General features: G+C 37.6%; 17 protein-coding genes, 1 other RNA gene and 1 riboswitch. Of the genes, 7 read left to right on the plus strand and 11 right to left on the minus strand.

Annotated features, from left to right (window positions below; genetic code table 11):
* Positions 1-86: 86 nt before the first annotated feature.
* Positions 87-350: signal recognition particle sRNA large type (gene ffs, locus VIO64_RS16480), an RNA gene on the minus strand.
* A gap of 453 nt (positions 351-803) precedes the next feature.
* The gene (locus VIO64_RS16485) at positions 804-1,493 is read right to left on the minus strand and encodes a 4'-phosphopantetheinyl transferase family protein (protein ID WP_331920221.1); all 690 of its coding nucleotides are present in this window, start codon (positions 1,491-1,493) and stop codon (positions 804-806) included.
* 150 nt (positions 1,494-1,643) lie between these two features.
* On the opposite strand from VIO64_RS16485, the gene VIO64_RS16490 reads away from it, so the two are divergent.
* Positions 1,644-2,693, plus strand: a complete 1,050-nt coding sequence (locus tag VIO64_RS16490; RefSeq protein WP_331920223.1) for a diguanylate cyclase — start codon at positions 1,644-1,646, stop codon at positions 2,691-2,693.
* Between the two features lie 162 nt (positions 2,694-2,855).
* Here the strand turns inward: VIO64_RS16490 and pfkB are convergent, their stop codons facing one another.
* From pfkB to VIO64_RS16510, 4 genes are all read right to left on the minus strand, one after another.
* On the minus strand, positions 2,856-3,785 hold the full coding sequence (gene pfkB / locus VIO64_RS16495; protein ID WP_331920225.1) for a 1-phosphofructokinase: 930 nt from the start codon (positions 3,783-3,785) through the stop codon (positions 2,856-2,858).
* 225 nt (positions 3,786-4,010) lie between these two features.
* Complete coding sequence (locus VIO64_RS16500) at positions 4,011-4,148, minus strand: hypothetical protein (protein WP_331920227.1); 138 nt, start codon at positions 4,146-4,148, stop codon at positions 4,011-4,013.
* Positions 4,149-4,219: 71 nt separating this feature from the next.
* Entirely contained in the window at positions 4,220-4,393 is a 174-nt protein-coding gene (locus tag VIO64_RS16505; RefSeq protein WP_331920229.1) for a hypothetical protein, read from the minus strand.
* 190 nt (positions 4,394-4,583) lie between these two features.
* Positions 4,584-5,519, minus strand: coding sequence for a peptidoglycan-binding domain-containing protein (locus VIO64_RS16510; RefSeq protein WP_331920231.1), 936 nt, complete (start codon positions 5,517-5,519; stop codon positions 4,584-4,586).
* Positions 5,520-5,569: 50 nt separating this feature from the next.
* Positions 5,570-5,709, minus strand: a riboswitch (cyclic di-AMP (ydaO/yuaA leader).
* Between the two features lie 269 nt (positions 5,710-5,978).
* On the opposite strand from VIO64_RS16510, the gene VIO64_RS16515 reads away from it, so the two are divergent.
* From VIO64_RS16515 to VIO64_RS16535, 5 genes are all read left to right on the plus strand, one after another.
* Positions 5,979-8,423, plus strand: coding sequence for a mannose-1-phosphate guanyltransferase (locus tag VIO64_RS16515; protein WP_331920233.1), 2,445 nt, complete (start codon positions 5,979-5,981; stop codon positions 8,421-8,423).
* A gap of 34 nt (positions 8,424-8,457) precedes the next feature.
* The gene (locus VIO64_RS16520; protein WP_331920235.1) at positions 8,458-9,399 is read left to right on the plus strand and encodes an RluA family pseudouridine synthase; all 942 of its coding nucleotides are present in this window, start codon (positions 8,458-8,460) and stop codon (positions 9,397-9,399) included.
* Between the two features lie 96 nt (positions 9,400-9,495).
* Positions 9,496-10,410: a hypothetical protein gene (locus VIO64_RS16525; protein WP_331920237.1), complete on the plus strand. Its 915-nt coding sequence runs from the start codon at positions 9,496-9,498 to the stop codon at positions 10,408-10,410.
* A complete protein-coding gene (locus VIO64_RS16530) occupies positions 10,411-11,019 on the plus strand; it encodes a hypothetical protein (RefSeq protein ID WP_331920239.1) in 609 nt (202 codons plus the stop codon).
* Positions 11,006-12,337, plus strand: a complete 1,332-nt coding sequence (locus VIO64_RS16535) for an ATP-binding protein (protein WP_331920241.1) — start codon at positions 11,006-11,008, stop codon at positions 12,335-12,337. Before VIO64_RS16530 ends, VIO64_RS16535 begins: the two co-directional genes overlap by 14 nt.
* Before the next feature lie 49 nt (positions 12,338-12,386).
* Here VIO64_RS16535 and VIO64_RS16540 read toward each other — a convergent pair whose 3' ends face one another.
* A complete protein-coding gene (locus VIO64_RS16540; protein WP_331920243.1) occupies positions 12,387-13,241 on the minus strand; it encodes a CAP domain-containing protein in 855 nt (284 codons plus the stop codon).
* A gap of 143 nt (positions 13,242-13,384) precedes the next feature.
* Positions 13,385-14,821 (minus strand): proline--tRNA ligase, encoded by a 1,437-nt coding sequence (gene proS, locus VIO64_RS16545; RefSeq protein WP_331920245.1) that lies wholly within the window; start codon positions 14,819-14,821, stop codon positions 13,385-13,387.
* Positions 14,822-15,076: 255 nt separating this feature from the next.
* On the opposite strand from proS, the gene ispF reads away from it, so the two are divergent.
* Positions 15,077-15,547 carry a 2-C-methyl-D-erythritol 2,4-cyclodiphosphate synthase gene (gene ispF / locus VIO64_RS16550; RefSeq protein ID WP_331920247.1) on the plus strand — a complete coding sequence of 157 codons (471 nt, stop codon included), beginning with the start codon at positions 15,077-15,079 and terminating at the stop codon, positions 15,545-15,547.
* 31 nt (positions 15,548-15,578) lie between these two features.
* Here ispF and VIO64_RS16555 read toward each other — a convergent pair whose 3' ends face one another.
* From VIO64_RS16555 to ispD, 3 genes are read right to left on the minus strand one after another with little or no spacing between them, the layout of a single operon-like run.
* A complete protein-coding gene (locus tag VIO64_RS16555) occupies positions 15,579-16,790 on the minus strand; it encodes an ABC transporter permease (RefSeq protein WP_331920249.1) in 1,212 nt (403 codons plus the stop codon).
* Positions 16,790-17,518 carry an ABC transporter ATP-binding protein gene (locus VIO64_RS16560; protein WP_331920251.1) on the minus strand — a complete coding sequence of 243 codons (729 nt, stop codon included), beginning with the start codon at positions 17,516-17,518 and terminating at the stop codon, positions 16,790-16,792. The genes VIO64_RS16555 and VIO64_RS16560 overlap by 1 nt, the downstream gene beginning before the upstream one ends.
* A 17-nt stretch (positions 17,519-17,535) precedes the next feature.
* Positions 17,536-18,249 (minus strand): 2-C-methyl-D-erythritol 4-phosphate cytidylyltransferase, encoded by a 714-nt coding sequence (ispD, locus tag VIO64_RS16565; RefSeq protein WP_331920253.1) that lies wholly within the window; start codon positions 18,247-18,249, stop codon positions 17,536-17,538.
* Positions 18,250-18,397 lie beyond the last annotated feature (148 nt).

Genomic DNA, 18,397 nt, shown 5'->3' on the forward strand with positions numbered 1-18,397 from the left:
CTATCTCCCTAAACGAATGCTCAAAATCATTCCTAAAATCAAAAAAAGAGCGTAACTGGACACCCTTTTAATTTATAATTTATTGGCCGTGCACCTAACTTCGACTAACCATTACAAGCGTTACCCAAGTAGTAAACTCAAACCAGGACCCCCCACGGCACACGAAAGTGCCTGTTTACCGCTGCTTCTGTCAAGACCTGACGGGGTTCGCAGGGTTTCGTTGCGTGAGACCCAATTATCATCGCTTCTTGCTTGGGGCAGTCCCTACAAAAGTAAGCCTCGGTGTAGGAATTCAACCCTGCTAAGCGGATTGCAGGAATAGGGCACCGCTATCTCCCCATCTAGCACGACCAAATATTTAAACATTATTAACTTATCAAGCCTTGTAGACAATAAAACTGTTAACAAGGTACTCAAATATTATATGCGAAAGTTTAATATATATCAAGACATTTTAGCAAATAAAAATATACAATTTTTTGATGTCTAGGAAATTATGTTGTATATTGTGCCTTTATCTCTTAAAAAATATGTGGATAATAAAAACTTATCATAGCTTGTGTTAAAAATGGGCAAAAAAAAAGCACTTTAAGATATATTTTATAAATAATTCCAATAAAGTAAGTGCTTTAAGATAAAATAAACCTCACCTTTTTAAAGGAGGAACATAATGAAAAAGTCAGTATTGTTAACTGTGGCAATTTAATTATACCATAAATTTGTATAAAAGCCTACTAAAATATTTACTAAAAATCAAGAATTTTTTCAACTGAATTATGTGCAACTTTTTATTAAAAATCCCCCTAGACATCAAAAAAACCAGATAACTCTAATACACCAATTCTCTCAACATTATCGGGAAATTTATTGTGCATGGAGCATGCTGCCATCTTGTAGCCCTCTCCAATATCATACTGCTTAAAAAACCACTTGCTGCTTCCATTGGAATCTTCCACATAAATATTATTTGCAGCCATCCTTATTGAAAAGGAATCAAGGGGAATTGACAATCCTTTGCCGCAAGCTTTTATATAACTTTCTTTTAAAGTCCACAGCTGAAAAAAGTAATCCACCCTGTCACATGGCTGCTTTGAATTTATATCAATGAGTTCGTCCTTAGAAAAAAAACGCTCCGCTATTTTCATGTCCATGCTGCGGATACCTTCAACATCTATACCTGCAGGAGAAGAGTCTGCTATACATACAACCCATTCGCCTGAATGAGATATATTAAAATTAAAATCAGTATTCCCTAAAAGGTATGGCTTGCCGTAATCATTGAGTTTAAAAAACAATTCTTCATTGGTTAAGTTGAGCCTTGTACATATGACATAACGGACCATCAAATCTCCAAATAATGCCCTTAATGCATCCTCTTGCATTCTGTACTTTTTTATTCTTGCTTGCTTTTCACTGCTGACACAGCTCATAAGTCTGTCATAATTGCCTACATTAGTGCCTGAATCAATTTTTAACGCAAAAACCTCGCTCATCGCATTCGCTCCAATAATAATAATCCGGATATTTACCACTTCTAATATAATATACATAAATTGCATTTGCAACCTTGGCTTTGTACAAAATTTTATTGTTAAAAAAATCGAATTTTTGTCGATATAATTGTAAGGAGGTGGCAAATAACGATGAAAGTAAACCTAAAAGAAAATGAAGAGAAGGTATTGGTAATCGATAAAGATAAATCTGTCACAAGCATATTATCAAACAGGCTAAAAAGCGTTGGTATAAATGTACTAACCGCTGCTGATGAAGATAGTGCTTTTGATGTTATCAGAACAAATAGACCTGATATTATACTTCTTGATATCCTTATGAAGTCAAAAAGTGGAGAAGATCTGTTAAACGTTCTTACAATCAATCAATTATCTTCAAATATACCCATCATTATACTTTCTTCCGCTATTGACGTCAATTCAAAGGTATATGGATTTTTATCAGGTGCCAGCGATTATATAGTTAAGCCCTTCCGTTTTGCCGAAGTTTATGCCAGAATAAAAAACCAGTTAAGAATTATATCAATGCAAAGTGAACTTGAGAAGAAGAACAGGGAACTAGTGGAAAAAAACCTGCTCCTTCAGCAAATGACGGTAACAGATGGCCTTACCGGCTTGTACAACAAAAGGTACATCTTAAGCAGGCTTGTAAACGATATTACTCATGCGTCTAAGTATCAGGAATCTATTTCATTCATAATGGTTGATATTGATCATTTCAAGCATATTAACGATACATACGGTCATTTGGTCGGAGATATGCTTTTAAAGGAAGTGGCCCACACCCTAAAGAATATGGTGAGAGATGTGGATATTATGGCTCGATATGGAGGAGAAGAATTCTTAATAGTAGTTCCAAATGAAGATCTCATCGGAACAAAGATTTTAGCGGAGAGGCTCCGGCAAAAAATAGAAAAAACATCTTTTCCTATAGACAATCATCAGTTAAAAATAACAATAAGCATTGGCGTTAAAAGTGCTCATATAAATTTGGATGCCGATTCAGACACAGAAGTCACCAGACTTATTGGAGAAGCAGACCTGGCCCTGCTTAAGGCTAAAGCTAACGGCCGTAACAGGGTAGAAATATTCGATGGGGACTTTAACATAGAAAAGCCAAAAGCTCCCAATTCACAGCCCCACAGTTTCAGGAGCAGCTTATCAGCCAATTTGACACATTGATGCATGTTAGAACAAAATCGATTGCGATTTTGAACCTTGATCGTTGTCGTGTGAAATTGTAGTGTGAATACACCATAATTTCCTAGACTTTAAAAAACTGCTGAGCCTAGTTATACCTTCCTTATGGATTACAAGTATGACTAGGCTCCATTATTTTAGTGCCTATAAATATTCTAATGTACAGTCTTTCATGAGCTGTTCAACAGATTTACCACAAACCATTCCAATCTCCGTAAATTGGGTGTTGGACACTGCACAAGCTGTTGCAAATCTCATCATATCATCCCTTGAATACCCCTGTATAATGCTTAGTGCAACACCGGCAGTCATGGAATCTCCTGAGCCAATAGCATTCACAACTTCTACCTTGGGTGGTTTAGCATGTATTTTAGAGTATCTATCAACCAGCAATGCTCCGTCAGCTCCCATTGAAGCAATAACAGAGCCAACCCCTGAATTCAAAATATCGCTGCATGCATTTATAATATCTTCTTTTCCTCTGATGCTTTTACCTGAAGCCTGTGAAAGCTCCCTGGTATTTGGCTTGATAAAATTCGGTCCTGCCTTTATTCCTTCTTTTAAGGCATCACCGCTTGCATCAAGGATTGTAACAACCCCAAGAGGTTTAGCCATGTCAATTAATATTTTATAAAATTCCACCGGTATTCCTTCAGGAAGCCCGCCTGTGCATACCAATACACTGGTACTTTCCAATACAGTTTTAAAATCTGTCAGAAATTGATCCATATCCGATTCTTTAATATATGGCCCAAACTCCAGAATTTCTGTTTCAGTCATGCCTGCTTTGTCAATTATATTTATGTTTGTTCTGGTTTCACCATCCACCTGGATAAACCTGCTTTTAATCCCGCGGCTTGCAAGGCTGTCACTAATCCACCTGCCGGTGTCCCCTGCAATAAAACCTGCAGCATAAACCTTGGCTCCTAAAATGGACAACACCCTGGATACATTTATACCCTTACCCCCAGGCGATTTAATAATATTTTTTACCCTGAACATGGACCCGGCCTTAAATTCATCAATAAAATAAACTTTATCCAATGCAGGGTTAAGAGAAACAACTGTTATCATAATACCGTGCACCTCTTAAATAATAACTTTTAATCTTTGCAACTATGCGTTTTGCAATAATAATTCTATATATTTGTCATATAAATCATACTACTATAAAATCAATATGTAAAACTAATTCTATCTGAGTTAAAATAATGTAAGATTGGAATTGCTGTAAAATCAATAGAATAAAATAACGAACTGAATCATTATCTTGAACCAGTTCGTTATTCCATACATCAATTATTTGTTTTTCTTCTTGTTTTTTACTTCCCGGTACTTATCGGCCATATCTTTGTCAATTTCATTTTCACCAAGCTGATCGTTGGCTATATCAGGCTGAATACCCTTATTTTTTTTACCTTTTTTATTGTTATCCACTTTTATCCTCTCCTTAAATCCTTGCTGCTTATTCACCAATTTTTATTTCTACAGTAACGAGTACGTTATTATTATTTGCTTCTTGGGTCATTTTCATCCCAAAACAGCCTTATAACTTTTGTAGAATTTCCATTTTTTATATCCTCTTTTGTAGCATTTTCTCCTAGCTGTTCATCATTAATGCCGGGTGCTACGGTAGGACCCATTCCTGTTTCTCTAACCTGTTTACCCCTTCTATCTCTCATTTACCATCTCCTCCTATCCACTCTTAAAATCGACTTTATATAAAGTATTTCTGTTCTTTTGCATATATTTATATATATAAATATAACGAACTATTTAGCAATAAAACCAATAATTTATAACTAAAAAGTTCGTTACATTTAACATATCCAATATTAATTAATATATTCAGAATCAAACAAATAACCTTTGCTAAAAATTCCCTTCGAGCCATTGAAAGGCTTTTGAGACCATCTTCTGGTGATTGGCATCAACTTTATTGCTTCCATGGGTCTTGCTGTTATAAAAGTGAATATCAAAATGTCCATCCATACCATTATTCTTAACCATATCCAAATTTAAACCTGTACCATATCCGCCGCTTCTATATGAAACATTAGCATTTACAGGTTCACTGTCTAATCCGGCATGTGGCATACCGGCCATTGATGCAGGTATCTTTATTCCGTCTATAGTTACAATAACTGCCCTTCTGTTCCAGCTCCACTGATCGCCATAAATACTTTTGAGAATATCAGTATCCTTTTTCGTAAGAGGCTCACAATCAGCGTGATTATAACCATAACTTCTCAGCACCTTAAAACTTAAGCCTGTATCAATATCAAAAACAACAGCTTCGGTTTCACGGGCAAAGATATCCTCCACACCACCAAACCATGGAATTAAGGACCCTCCCCTTTCATACTCAGCTCTTGAAGAAATTTTAGGTGCAGGCTTTGTCTCACTGTCTGAAGTAAAATCGGATGTTTTCATAACTGTTAAATTGTTTGTTGCACTAGCTGCTACTTTTTCTGTTGGTTTACTGCTTGTCATCGCAGCACCGTCCCTTGATAAAGCATCATTGATAGCTTTATAAGTTTTTGGCCCTACAATGCCATCGGCTTTTAAGCCATATTTTTTCTGGAGCTTTAATACGGAACTTTGAGTCACTGATCCAAAGTAGCCAGTGCTCTTTAAATTAAAATATCCGGCCTGCCTCAGATTGTTCTGGAGTGTAGTAACTGCCGTTCCCTTTGAACCTTTTTGAAGATTTGATGATGCAGCTTGAACATTTACAGGATTTGCATAAATTCCTGCAGACAGTCCAATAGCCGCAATAGAACTGAACAACACCTTTTTGCTAATCATAAATTGTACCCCTCTCTTGTAGTTTACATAAAGCTTGAAATACACAATACTTTTTCTGTAAACTCACTGCCTACGAGGTTAGTTGACGGGTTAGGTAGAAGAGACACCCTTTACGCAAATACGTAATTTACCCCAAAAATTAGGTCCCCCGTTTCTTATATAAGATTTAAGAATTAGGCTATTTAATTTTAGCACTATCAGTTTACATAATAAAGGTGTAATTGGTGGGCAAAAAAGTGAACTATTGTTTATGAATAATATTTATTTTTCTGAGTGATGAAGGATTTTTATTATTTATATTGAATATACATAATTGATGATTATTTTCGATGACCGAATTCCTTTCATATTGCATTATATCTACAAATGAATAATTTCGGATAGCTTAATATATAGTACATCTTATAAGTCTGCTTATTTTAGGGCATAATATTTTACACTGGTGAAAGGGTGATCCTAATGAAAGCAATAATTATGGCTGGAGGAGAAGGCTCAAGGCTGCGTCCCCTTACTTGTGACTTGCCAAAACCCATGGTCAATGTTGCTAACAAGCCAATAATGGAGCATATAATAAACTTATTGAAACTGCATGGCATTACTGAAATAGGTATTACATTAATGTACTTGCCGCAAAAGATAAGGGATTACTTTGGAAATGGCTCCAGCTTTGGAGTTAATCTTCATTACTTTACCGAAGATACTCCATTAGGTACCGCCGGAAGTGTTAAAAACGCCGGTGATTTTCTTGATGAAACTTTTGTTGTTATAAGTGGAGACTCACTTACAAATATCAATCTCAAAAACGCCATAAATTTTCATTACTCAAAAAAATCCAAAGCCACCCTTATCCTCACAAAGGTTGACGTACCTCTTGAGTATGGTGTAGTACTGGCTGATAAGGAAGGACGTATAGAGGGCTTTTTAGAAAAGCCAAGCTGGGGAGAAGTTTTCAGCGATACCGTGAATACAGGTACATATATTTTAGAGCCAGATGTTTTAGATTATTTTCCTTTTGGCAAAAAGTTTGATTTTAGCCAGGATTTATTTCCAATGATGTTAAAAAAACATGACCCCCTTTATGGCTATGTGACTCATGACTACTGGTGCGACATAGGTGACCTTAATGCATATTTGCAGGCACATTATGATATTTTTCAAGGCAAAATAAATCTTCTCAATGATTATACCGAAATAAAAAAAGGCATTTGGGTTGGATCGGGTACCCTTATTGAGCCTAATGCAATGATCAGCGGCCCCTGTATAATAGGCAACAATTGCCGTATTTCCAACAGTGCCGCCATAGAAGATATGTGCGTTATAGGGGACAACAATGTAATCGAGGGTGAGACCTCAATAAAAAGAAGTGTAATTTGGGATAGCAATTATATAGAGTACGGTTCTCAAATAAGAGGCTCAATAATTTGTAACAAGGTTAACTTCAAGCACTATGTCTCAATATTTGAAAATGCTGTTATCGGGGATAAATGTATTGTAAATGAGAGGGCTATAATAAAGCCCGGAATAAAGATTTGGCCTCAAAAAACCATTGACCCCCTTGCAATTGTTGACAGAAACATGGTCTGGGGTTCTAAACACAATAAGTCCATCTTTGGTGAAAACGGTCTATCAGGTATTATAAATGTGGATATATCACCGGAGTTTGCTTCACGTCTAGGTGCTGCGTACGGCTCCATTTATAAAAAGGGTTCGAAGGTTGTTGTAAGCTCTACCACATCCAATTCAGCCAGGATGTTCAAGCATGCTTTTGCAGCCGGCATTTTGTCCGTTGGCGTGGAGGTATTCAACCTGAGCAGTCTCCTTACTCCCATATCCCGCCATGCCATTAATTTTCTGTCGGTAGAAGGCGGAATACATGTAAAACTCAGCAATGACAACCCAAACAAGCTGCGTGTGGATTTTATGGACTCCAAAGGAGCCAGCATAAGCAGAATTACTGAAAGAAAAATTGAGAACGCCTTTTTCAGGGAAGACTTCAGACGATGCTCCGGGGAAGAGATTAGCAGACTGAATAATATTACTGATTTTAAGAATTATTATGTACGCTCTATATTAAATGATGTCAATACTGATGCCATAAGGACTTTTCCTCAGAAGATATGCATAATCTCCCCTTCCGATTTTGTTATATCTCTTGTGGTCCCTATGCTTCAAGACATCGGCTGCAAAGTTGTAAGCTTTTCTTCAAGCTTTAATGCTAAGAAAAGAATAATCGAGGAAATCGAAAAAACAAATGCGGACTTTGCTGCATTCATTGACAGCAATGGTGAAACCCTTTCACTTATTGATAAAACAGGCAATGTTATAAATGATGACTTGTTTCTTTCTCTTACATCACTTATAATGTTTAAGAATATGGCAAACTCAAAGGTTGTTGTGCCCATTACAGCCCCGTCAATCATAGAGGCTATGGCAAAGAAATACAATGGCAATGTTTTAAGAACCAAGACCTCTCCTCAGGCCGTTATGGAGCAAATGCTCAATCACAACCTTTTAAAAACCAGAGAAAATATGTACCAGTTCCTGCTCAATTTTGATGCATTGGCTGGGCTGGTCAAAATTATAGAATATTTATGCAAGAATAAAACCCATCTTGCTCAGGTCATTGAGGAAATACCTGCTTTTTATGTCAGTAAAAAGAAGATCTTCTGTCCATGGGAATTAAAAGGCAAAGTAATGAGAACTCTAATAACAGAAAAGAACGATGAAAAAGTAGAGCTTTTAGATGGGGTTAAGTTTATAATGGAAAGCGGATGGGTTCTTGTTTTGCCTGATGCGGATATGCCTCTTTGCAGAGTTTACTCCGAAGGTGATACACCTCAGATAGCCGAATCGATATCGGAAAAGTATCTGGACAAAATAAGGACAATTATTAATACTAGATAGGTAATATTTTGTCATTACCAGGCAAGGGAGTAATATGCGTTCGATCACTGTAAGCGGCAAATACATAAATAAAAAACTGGAATATGTAATAAGAAACGAGTTTCCAAACATGCCTGCAAGTGCAATGTTTAAGGCGTTCAGAAAAAAAGATATACGGGTAAACGGAGTCAGGGTAAAAGAAGATTACCTGGTTAACCCGGGTTATAAAATAGATATCTACATACCGGATAATATTCTAGACGGAAAGCCTGTTTCCAAGGACACTTCAATGAACATAGGTTTTAACGTTGTTTATGAAGACAATAATATTTTGATAGTAAATAAAGAACAGGGTATCCCGGTACATCCTGACAGCGATCAGAAAGACAATACACTTATTGATAATATCAAATCATACTTAGAGCTAAAGGGGGACTATTCCCCCCAGAATAAAAACTCATTTACACCATCCCTTTGTCACCGCCTCGACAGGAATACAGGCGGCCTTGTTATTATTGCCAAAAATGAGGAAAGCCTTAAAACAATCTTTGATAAAATAAAAAATAAAGAGATTAAAAAATATTATCAGTGCCTTGTTCAGGGCCGTGTAGAAAAGAAATCCGCAACCTTGAAAGCATACCTTGAAAAGGATGCTAGAAAGAGCCGCGTCTTTGTAAGTGATGTTAGATCAAAAAATGCAGTTGAGATTATTACAAAGTACAGGGTACTTTCCTATGAACCCGGCTATACAAAGCTCGAAGTTGAACTTGTTACAGGCCGCACGCACCAGATTCGTGCTCATTTGGCTTATATAGGACACCCAATTGTGGGTGACGGCAAATATGGTACCAATCAGTTCAACAGGAGCATGGGAATCAAATCCCAAGCCCTTTGGGCATATAAACTACTCTTTGACTTTGTAGATAAGAGCTGCCTGGATTATTTAAAAGGAAGAGTTTTTGAGGTCAATCCAGGTTTTAGTCTGCCAAAGGTATAAGATGTCAAATCCTTTCTCGTTATTCTATTTTATCCTTAAATATTTTATGCTAAAATAGAAGCAGGTATATTATGCTAAAATAAAAGCAGATATATATTGAAAGGATCATCAACAATGCAAAACATCAACGATAGCTCTGATATGGAGCAGGAAAGACTATGGAGTTTATTCGAGCATTATAATGACATTGAACGTTGGGAGCAGGCATTACGCGTCATAGAAAGCCTGTTGTCCCTGGATATAAACAATTATAATTATCATTTTAACCGTGCAAGAGTTTTATACGCACTTGACCAGTATGATGATGCCCTCGATGAATTGCATAACGCTGTTGAATTGGGGTATACCGGCATTCAGCACAACTTTGAAGCAATGATTCACTGGAGAAAGCGTGATTTTTTTAAAGCTGATGAATGCTTTATAAGAAGTGTTGAAGAAAATCCCAACGATGCCCATGTTTATTCCTGTTATGCTGATTTTATGATGTTTACAGGCTGTATAGATAAAGCCAACCTCTTAATAGACAAAGCATTGGAGCTGGAGCCTTCAAACTCTACTGCCAACTTCCTCAAACTTCTTTTTCAAAGTACTACAAATAAAAAGAATTTTGAAACCTTTTTTAATGAAAGGCTTATGGAAATTTCCAATGAAGAAGTTGACAAGCTGTTTCACCTTGGGTTTAATGAATACCTTTCAAAAAAATATAAACCTGCCAAAGACCTAATGAGACAAGCATTTACATTAGAACCTACCAACAAAAGACTTTCATGGATGATGCATGTATTGGAGTATAAAACCTCAAATTTCTATATGCCCAACAGAATTCTTGAAATGACAGGAGGTCATATAGTATGGTGGATGATATTTATTGTGCAGGTTTTGGTTCTAAGATATTTTAAATACTATACCGCTGCATGGTGCATATCTTTTGCATTTATTTTAATTTTTTTGTATATCGAATTATCCTACATGCTTTATAATATTTACATATCAAGGAAAGGGGTGATCTGAATGCTTTCTGAAGAGATAACCACCCCCTCGCTTTCAAGATATGAGAATAACAAAGATATCCAAAAAAAGGCACAAGAAATGGACAGCATCACAGTCCTTACCGTTATAGGCGGCCCGCTGATACTAAGATACCAATTTCGTATCACAGCCAAACTTATCGGGATATCACCCAAAAATATACGTCTTGCTACTGTATTGGCATTTATAACCTTTTTTATTGAAGTAGTGGTTTTTATTATGCTTCCAAGAATTGGACTGCCTTTTGGCATTATTGATGCATTGTTGGTTGGAAGATTTTTTTCACTGATTTTATTGGTAGTATATAATAAGCTAACTGAAAAGCACATAAGGCTTGCAAAGTTTTATCACCGTACCGAAGAGATGAACGTGTTGGTTCAGATAGTTATGGGTATATTTGGAATTTTGGCTGAACTTTTATTGCTTGCAGCAGTTGGATTGGTTGTGGGAGCTACCGCTGTTGTCGCCATTTTATTTTTGGCCATAATATTTTCAGGGAATGTACTTTCATTCTATCTATTATATAAAATTATTAAATTTATCTATAAAAAGCTGAAAGGAAGGAAAAACAACCACCATGAACAAGCTTGACATATTAAAAAAAATGCTTGAAAGCAACCCGCAAGATGCTGATACATTGTGCCTTTTAGCCATAGAATACAGAGATTCCAATGACTTTAAAAATGCCGCTGCTACTTTTTCCGAGGCACTAAAATACGCTGATGAGAAGTCCCGGTCTATAATAGCAGGTGAACTGTCTACCCTTACAATGAAAATATTGTCACAGGACATTGCTCCCTCAACTGAAGCCAAGGCAAATGACACTACCATCTCGAAGCCGCCAAACAGCGAGCCATCATCAGTTGATGAAAAGTCCGGTGGCTTTAAAGTAATCCATGGTAAAATTGATCTCAAAAAAACTCAAGATACCGATATCCATTCTGACACTGCGGATATAGATGAGGAAGATAATCTGATACCTCTCAAAGTTCTTGAGCACAAAAGAATGGAAACAATGGGTCAATTACCTGTTGATGAAGAAAAAAATACAGTAAGTTTTTCAGATGTCGGAGGTCTTGATAAACTCAAGGATTCCATACGTATGAAGATTATCAAACCCTTTCAGCATCCAGGACTATTTGATCGCTTCAGGAAAAAAATCGGCGGCGGAATCCTTCTGTTCGGCCCTCCGGGATGCGGCAAAACCTTTATAGCCAGAGCAACAGCCGGAGAATGCGGGGCCAAATTTGTGCCTGTTCATATAACAGATATCCTGGACCCTTACTTAGGTGTCAGCTCTCAAAATATAAAACAGGTCTTTTCAACAGCCAGAGCAAGAAAGCCCTGCATACTATTTTTTGATGAAATAGATACCATAGGTTATAACAGATCAAAATTGTCCGGCGACACAATGCGGCCGATTATAGATCAACTTCTAATAGAAATTGAGGGAATAGATTCTTCTACCGATAAACTATTGATAATAGGTGCTACCAACATGCCCTGGGACGTAGACCCTGCATTAAGGCGTCCGGGAAGGTTTGATAAATCAGTGTTTGTTCCCCCACCAGATGAAAAAGCCCGCCAGACCATATTCAGATTAAAAATGCTGGATAGGCCCTGTGGACCGATAGATTATGGAAGATTAGCCAACTGCACCGAGCTTTATTCGGGTGCTGACATTGAAAATGTAGTGGAATCCGCAGCAGAAGAGGTCATAATTGAAATAATGAGTACTGGCGTGGAACGCCCCATAAGCATGTCAGACCTTTTGAATGTCATAGAAAGAACAAAGCCTACGACTATAGAATGGTTAAGGACTATAAAGAATTATGTCCTTTATTCCAATCAAACAGGATTTTATGATGATGTTCAGGACTACCTTGTCCGACACAAGAAGTTAATATAATCGATAAAAGGCCGAGGATACATCCCCGGCCTTTTTAACCATTTAATTATTATCTTCCTATAAACATCTGAACCAATACTTTTCCATATGTGGGACTGCTTACTATACCTATACCGTTATAGTTAAAGTCAGCCTTCAATATGTTGGCCTTATGCCCCGGAGAATTCATCCAAGCCTTAAAAGCACCTTCTATTGTTGAATTCCCTGCTATGTTTTCACCTGCATATTTGAAGCTGACTCCAAACTGTCTCATCATATCAAATGGTGATCCATAGGTTGGAGAATCATGTGAGAAATAATTCTTATCAACCATATCCTGAGCCTTAAGCCTTGCTACCTTAACCAACTGCATATCAAACTTCAGAGGTCCAAGACCTGCATCAGATCTCGCCTTGTTAATAAGGCTTAACAATGCTTCTTCCTCCGAAGTTGTACCTGTTGGTGAAGGACCTGTTATGACAGGAGTAGGAGCAATTGATGGCTTTGGCGATGGAATTACAACCGACGGTTTTGGTGTTGGAGCCACAGCCGATGGTTTTGGTGTACTAACAGGAGCTTTTGTCCATTTAGGAGTCGCAGGTGTCAAAGTTCCATTCCCAGCAACCTTAAGAAAGCTCTTATTGGCCATTCCAACACAGCCTTTTACAGGCTCATAAACCGCGTACCAATCCCCGTATTTACCAAAAATCTTCACAGTCTGGCCTTTTTTAAGTACACATACTATCTGATGACTAGTTGAAGGTCCTTGGCGAACATTCAAGTATTCAGCCGTGACAGTAGCATTAGTGATATTAACATTTTGTATTGTTCCATAGCTGCCTGTCTGTGCATTTGCACCTGAGTAGCCCATTATACAGGAACAGATTATAGTAAATACCACCAGAAAAACTATCTTTCTCTTCATATAATCCCTCCAGTTTGTTCAATTATTGTTTCCATCCATTATCGGAATCACACAAACAAACGTATTTGTTAATAGTATTAACAGATTTGGCTGAATTATTTATATATATTAAATTCTATTATGAAAGAAGTTTTTCTTTATTATTAGTACGCCTTCCCCCAGTATAGCATGTGCTTTGCGGGTTTGCCGCAGCATACGCATTTGTCTGAAACCGCTTCCTGCTCGAAAGGTACACAGCGTGCAGTTGCGGAAGTTTTTTCCTTTATGAGATCCTCACAAGCCCTGTCCTCGCACCACATAGCCTTAATAAAGCCTGGTGTTTCCTGTGCTGTTTTTATAAACTCATCCAGGTTTGTTGCGATGTATGTCTTTTTATCTCTCAGTTCCCTTGCTTTATCAAACAAAGCCTGCTGCAAGGAGTCAAGCAGTTCCTGAAGCTTTGACTCAAGCTCATCCATATGGACAAATATCTTTTCCCTTGTATCCCTTCTGACAAGCACTACCTGATTTTTTTCGATATCCTTAGGTCCTATTTCAAGCCTTACAGGAACACCCTTCATTTCATACTCACTAAACTTCCATCCGGGCATTTTATCACTGTCATCCAAAATAACCCTGAACTTTTTAGACAGCCTGTCTTTCAACTCTCTGGCCTTCTCAAGAACACCTTCCTTGTGCATTGATATAGGCAGAATAGCCAGCTGAGTAGGTGCTATCCTCGGAGGGAGAACAAGTCCGTTGTCGTCTCCATGTACCATTATAATCGCTCCGATAAGGCGTGTTGTAACCCCCCATGAGGTTTGATGCACATATTGAAGCTGATTGTTTTTATCGGTATACTGTATTCCGAAGGCTTGGGCAAATCCATTGCCGAAGTTGTGTGATGTACCTGATTGCAACGCTTTTCCGTCGTGCATAAGACTTTCAATTGTATATGTAGCCTTTGCCCCTGCAAATTTCTCCTTATCGGTCTTCTTTCCCTTTACAACAGGAATAGCAAGCACCTTTTCGCAAAAATCTGCATACACATTCAGCATTTTTATTGTTTCTTCCTGTGCTTCTTCAGCAGTAGCATGTGCAGTGTGTCCTTCCTGCCACAGGAATTCAAGGGTTCTTAAGAAAGGACGGGTAGTCTTTTCCCAGCGAACTACCGAGCACCACTGGTTGTATAATTTGGGTAAATCTCTATATGATTGGATTACATTCGAATAGTGTTCACAAAACAATGTTTCTGAAGTGGGACGCACACACAACCTTTCAGTGAGCTTTTCGTCCCCTCCATGGGTAACCCATGCAACCTCAGGTGCAAAGCCTTCTACATGCTCTTTTTCCTTAAGTAAGAGACTTTCAGGAATAAACATTGGCATGTACACATTCTCATGTCCCGTCTCTTTAAATCTTCTATCCAGCTCTTTTTGTATATTCTCCCAAATTGCATAACCATAAGGCCTGATTATCATGCAGCCCCTGACGCTTGCATAATCAACCAAGTCAGCCTTTTTAATTATATCAGTATACCATTGGGCAAAATCCTCATCCATAGATGTTATGGCTTCAACCAGCTTTTTTTCCTGTGCCATCGATATCACTCCTTATTTATGTTTAATAATATAAAATTTCAATTGAACGGAGCATTTAATCGGCTTACTCCCAGCTCATAAGCTCTCGCAATCATAATTTTAAATATATTATACCTTATTGGCTATGTCAATAGACTCTGTCAAATTTGGGTTTTCAGGTACCTTTACAGCCATTTATCACTATGTTATTATAGGATTTAATTTATATTTTATACCAATTTCAATATGTATGATTATTATTAGTGAGGTATCATTATGAGAGTTGCCATAGGTCAGGACAGTCACAGATTTGATTTTAACGATAATGAGAAAAAGCTTGTATTGGGGGGTGTCACATTTGAAGGCGAGCCTCCTCTACAAGGTAACAGTGATGCGGATGTAATACTGCATTCGGTGACAAATGCCATATCAGGTATAACGTGTGTAAACATTCTGGGAAAAATAAGCGATGATCTCTGCCTCAAAGATGGAATAACCGACAGCAGAGTCTATCTGGAAGAGGCACTAAAGTATCTTAATAATCATAAAATTGTTCATCTATCTATCTCAATAGAATGCCAAAGGCCAAAGATAACCCCTAAAATATCCCAGATAAGAAACAGTCTTTCTAAGCTATTAAATATCCCCGAGGACAGCATAGGCATAACAGCTACTACCGGAGAGGGGTTGACTCAATTTGGCCAAGGCTTGGGAATTCAAGTATTTTCATGTATAACGACTACTTAATTCTCTATCATTAAAACATTACTTAATTTAATTAACTTCTAAAGAGAACCTTCTCCTTACCAAACATGGATACGGCAATTGCAAGTGCTATCACTACATGTACTGCTGAAGATATGAAAGCTATAAGAAGATTCAAATAATTTATTGTGCCGCCTAAAACCACCTTAAAAGCAGAAACGGTGTTGATTACCGGAATAAAATAATAGTAAAAAGGTATATCTGCCGGCTGGGTAAAAAAGTTAGCGTACGAAGGAACCATAGCTGCAATCATGAGAAATGACAGGTATACCTGTGCTTCCTTGAAGGACCTGGCATATGTGCTTAGAGCAATCTGAATTCCGGCAAAAGTCATACCTAATGCCATTGCTAGCAATATAGCCAGGATAAGTGCCGGTATAGGAACGAAAAATCCTGATATATTCTGGCCCGATCCCATATTGAGGGAGTTTGGATTTAATATATACCCTATTATAAGTCCGAATATGGATGCTATAACAGTAACAAACGAAAAGAGGGTCACAGTAAAATACTTGCCGAGAAGTATAGCTACTCGTTTAGGCTTTGTAGTAAGCAGCGGCTCCAAAGTATTTCTCTCCTTTTCTCCAGCCACAAGATCGGTAGCTGCCGGTACTCCTCCCACTGTCATCAGTATAACTATTATAATAGGTAAAAATGTGGCCAGCATGCTGGTACTTGTTTTAGCTTCGTCAGCTACGTTTTTCTCTTCTATCCTTGTGGGCTCTAGAAACTCAGGACTTTTTCCCAGGCCGGCAATTCTCTCATTAAGAATGCTTTTATTAAACTCCTCTATTGCTTGCCTGACTATCCATATACTTCCTTCTGATTTTGTTTTGGATTTATCATATGAAATATCAATTTGAAAGGGCTTACCTTCCGCAATTCTGCTTTTAAATTCTTTGTCGATGCTTATAACAAGCCTTACCTTATCCTGCTTCAATGCTTCTATAGGTTTTTCTTCATCCACAACCTTTATGTTATTGTTTTTAGCAAACAGCCTGTTTTTAACCAGTTCTTTTATTTCGTCCGTTCTCGAGTCATCGGATAAGGCTATTGAAACATTCTCATTTATATCCTTTTGAAGCTTTTCCATACCCCCTCCCACAAAGCTGTTTAATAGAGGGATAATTACCATGGGAACAATCAGACTAATCAAAAGCGTTCTTTTATCTCTTGCAAGATCCTTAACTTCTTTTTTGAATACTGTCCATATATGCTTTAACATTATTGTTTGCCCCCTTTCACCAGATGAATAAATATTTCCTCAAGGCTGCTGTTGTTGTATCTTGTTTTTAGCTCCTCAACAGTGCCTGTATCAATGATTCTTCCTTTATGTATTATACCTATCCTGTCGCAGAGCTTTTCCACTTCACTCATGGTATGACTGGAAAAAAGTACGGTTTTGCCACCCTTTTTGCAATCCATTATGAAATCATGAACGTTTCTAGCAGCACTCACATCCAGACCTGATGTAGGCTCATCAAAAAACATGATCTGGGGATCATGAACAATAGCCCTTCCGAATGCAGCCTTCTGCTTCATTCCCTTTGAAAGCTTGCCTGCTCGCTTATTCATAAATTCTTCCATTCCAAAGATTTTTGCAATCTCCCCTATCCTTGTTTTTATTTTACTTTTGTCCATATCGTTAAGCTCTGCAAAATATGCTATGTTTTCATATACCGTAAGCCTGTCATATAAGCCCATCTCTCCGCCGAATAGAATACCTATCTGGAAGCGTACAGCCTGAGGGTCTTCATTTATATCTTTGCCATTAATCACAGCTGTTCCCGATGTAGGCTTCAGCATTGTAGCAAGCATTCTAAGGGTGGTAGTCTTGCCTGCACCGTTTTCCCCAAGAAGGCCGAAGACTTCTCCCTTTCTTATTTCAAAGCTGATATTTTCTACTGCCTTGTTAACGCCAAAACTTTTTGCTAGTCCTTGAACACTAACCATAAAAATCCCTCCTTAAATTAAAGTCCCTTATCCATGTTTTCAACTATAGCATTTGCAAAAGCAATATCCTCCATCGTTGTTATCTTTATATTATAGTAGCTTCCCATTATGAGCTTCATCCTATGCCCCATCCTCTCCACCAAAACTGCATCATCCGTCCCGATATAACCGTCTTCTACAGCCCTTCTGTGAGCATTTAAAACAATATCATACTTAAAGGACTGGGGGGTCTGAATAGCCCACAGATACTTTCTGTCAGGGGTATCCTTTATATAAGCCTCTTCATCTGAAACCTTTATTGTATCCTTAACCGGCACCGCCACACCTGCTGCTCCGTATAAAACTGCAGCATCAATACTGTTTTTTATTATTTCATCGTTTATAAAAGGTCTTGCACCATCATGTATAAGAACTACATCAGTTCTTTCACAAACTTCACAAAGACCATTATATACGGAATTTTGTCTTTCCTTACCTCCTGCTACTATTTTTTTTACCTTATTTAAATCGTACCAGTCAATAATATGCTGCTTGCAAAAGACAATATCACCTGAACCTGTAACCAATATTATTTCATCAATAAGACTGCTTTCCTGAAAAACCTGTATGGTTCTTGCAAGAAGCGGTTTAGCTCCCACATCTATGTACATTTTGTTTTTTTCCATGTTCATTCGTGTCCCGCTTCCCGCGGCTACAATTATAGCACTTACAAAGCTATTGCTTCTTTGCATTTTTTATCCCCCATCCAAATCCATGTGATTGGTTTATTTTTTCCACTTTTTATTAAATATATCATAATAAAGAATTATATCATATATAATCATTCAGGTAGTATAAATTAAATAAGGGATAAACAATTACGGTTAACCAATGCACAAA

The organism is Pseudobacteroides sp., assembly GCF_036567765.1.
Classification (GTDB): domain Bacteria; phylum Bacillota; class Clostridia; order Acetivibrionales; family DSM-2933; genus Pseudobacteroides.

Bases quoted from the DNA above. Each gene is read 5' to 3' on its own strand.
- VIO64_RS16485 (WP_331920221.1), bottom strand. From the start codon at position 1,493: ATGAGCGAGGTTTTTGCGTTAAAAATTGATTCAGGCACTAATGTAGGC.
- VIO64_RS16490 (WP_331920223.1), top strand. From the start codon at position 1,644: ATGAAAGTAAACCTAAAAGAAAATGAAGAGAAGGTATTGGTAATCGAT.
- pfkB (WP_331920225.1), bottom strand. From the start codon at position 3,785: ATGATAACAGTTGTTTCTCTTAACCCTGCATTGGATAAAGTTTATTTT.
- VIO64_RS16505 (WP_331920229.1), bottom strand. From the start codon at position 4,393: ATGAGAGATAGAAGGGGTAAACAGGTTAGAGAAACAGGAATGGGTCCT.
- VIO64_RS16510 (WP_331920231.1), bottom strand. From the start codon at position 5,519: ATGATTAGCAAAAAGGTGTTGTTCAGTTCTATTGCGGCTATTGGACTG.
- VIO64_RS16515 (WP_331920233.1), top strand. From the start codon at position 5,979: ATGAAAGCAATAATTATGGCTGGAGGAGAAGGCTCAAGGCTGCGTCCC.
- VIO64_RS16520 (WP_331920235.1), top strand. From the start codon at position 8,458: ATGCGTTCGATCACTGTAAGCGGCAAATACATAAATAAAAAACTGGAA.
- VIO64_RS16530 (WP_331920239.1), top strand. From the start codon at position 10,411: ATGCTTTCTGAAGAGATAACCACCCCCTCGCTTTCAAGATATGAGAAT.
- VIO64_RS16535 (WP_331920241.1), top strand. From the start codon at position 11,006: ATGAACAAGCTTGACATATTAAAAAAAATGCTTGAAAGCAACCCGCAA.
- VIO64_RS16540 (WP_331920243.1), bottom strand. From the start codon at position 13,241: ATGAAGAGAAAGATAGTTTTTCTGGTGGTATTTACTATAATCTGTTCC.
- proS (WP_331920245.1), bottom strand. From the start codon at position 14,821: ATGGCACAGGAAAAAAAGCTGGTTGAAGCCATAACATCTATGGATGAG.
- ispF (WP_331920247.1), top strand. From the start codon at position 15,077: ATGAGAGTTGCCATAGGTCAGGACAGTCACAGATTTGATTTTAACGAT.
- VIO64_RS16555 (WP_331920249.1), bottom strand. From the start codon at position 16,790: ATGTTAAAGCATATATGGACAGTATTCAAAAAAGAAGTTAAGGATCTT.
- VIO64_RS16560 (WP_331920251.1), bottom strand. From the start codon at position 17,518: ATGGTTAGTGTTCAAGGACTAGCAAAAAGTTTTGGCGTTAACAAGGCA.
- ispD (WP_331920253.1), bottom strand. From the start codon at position 18,249: ATGCAAAGAAGCAATAGCTTTGTAAGTGCTATAATTGTAGCCGCGGGA.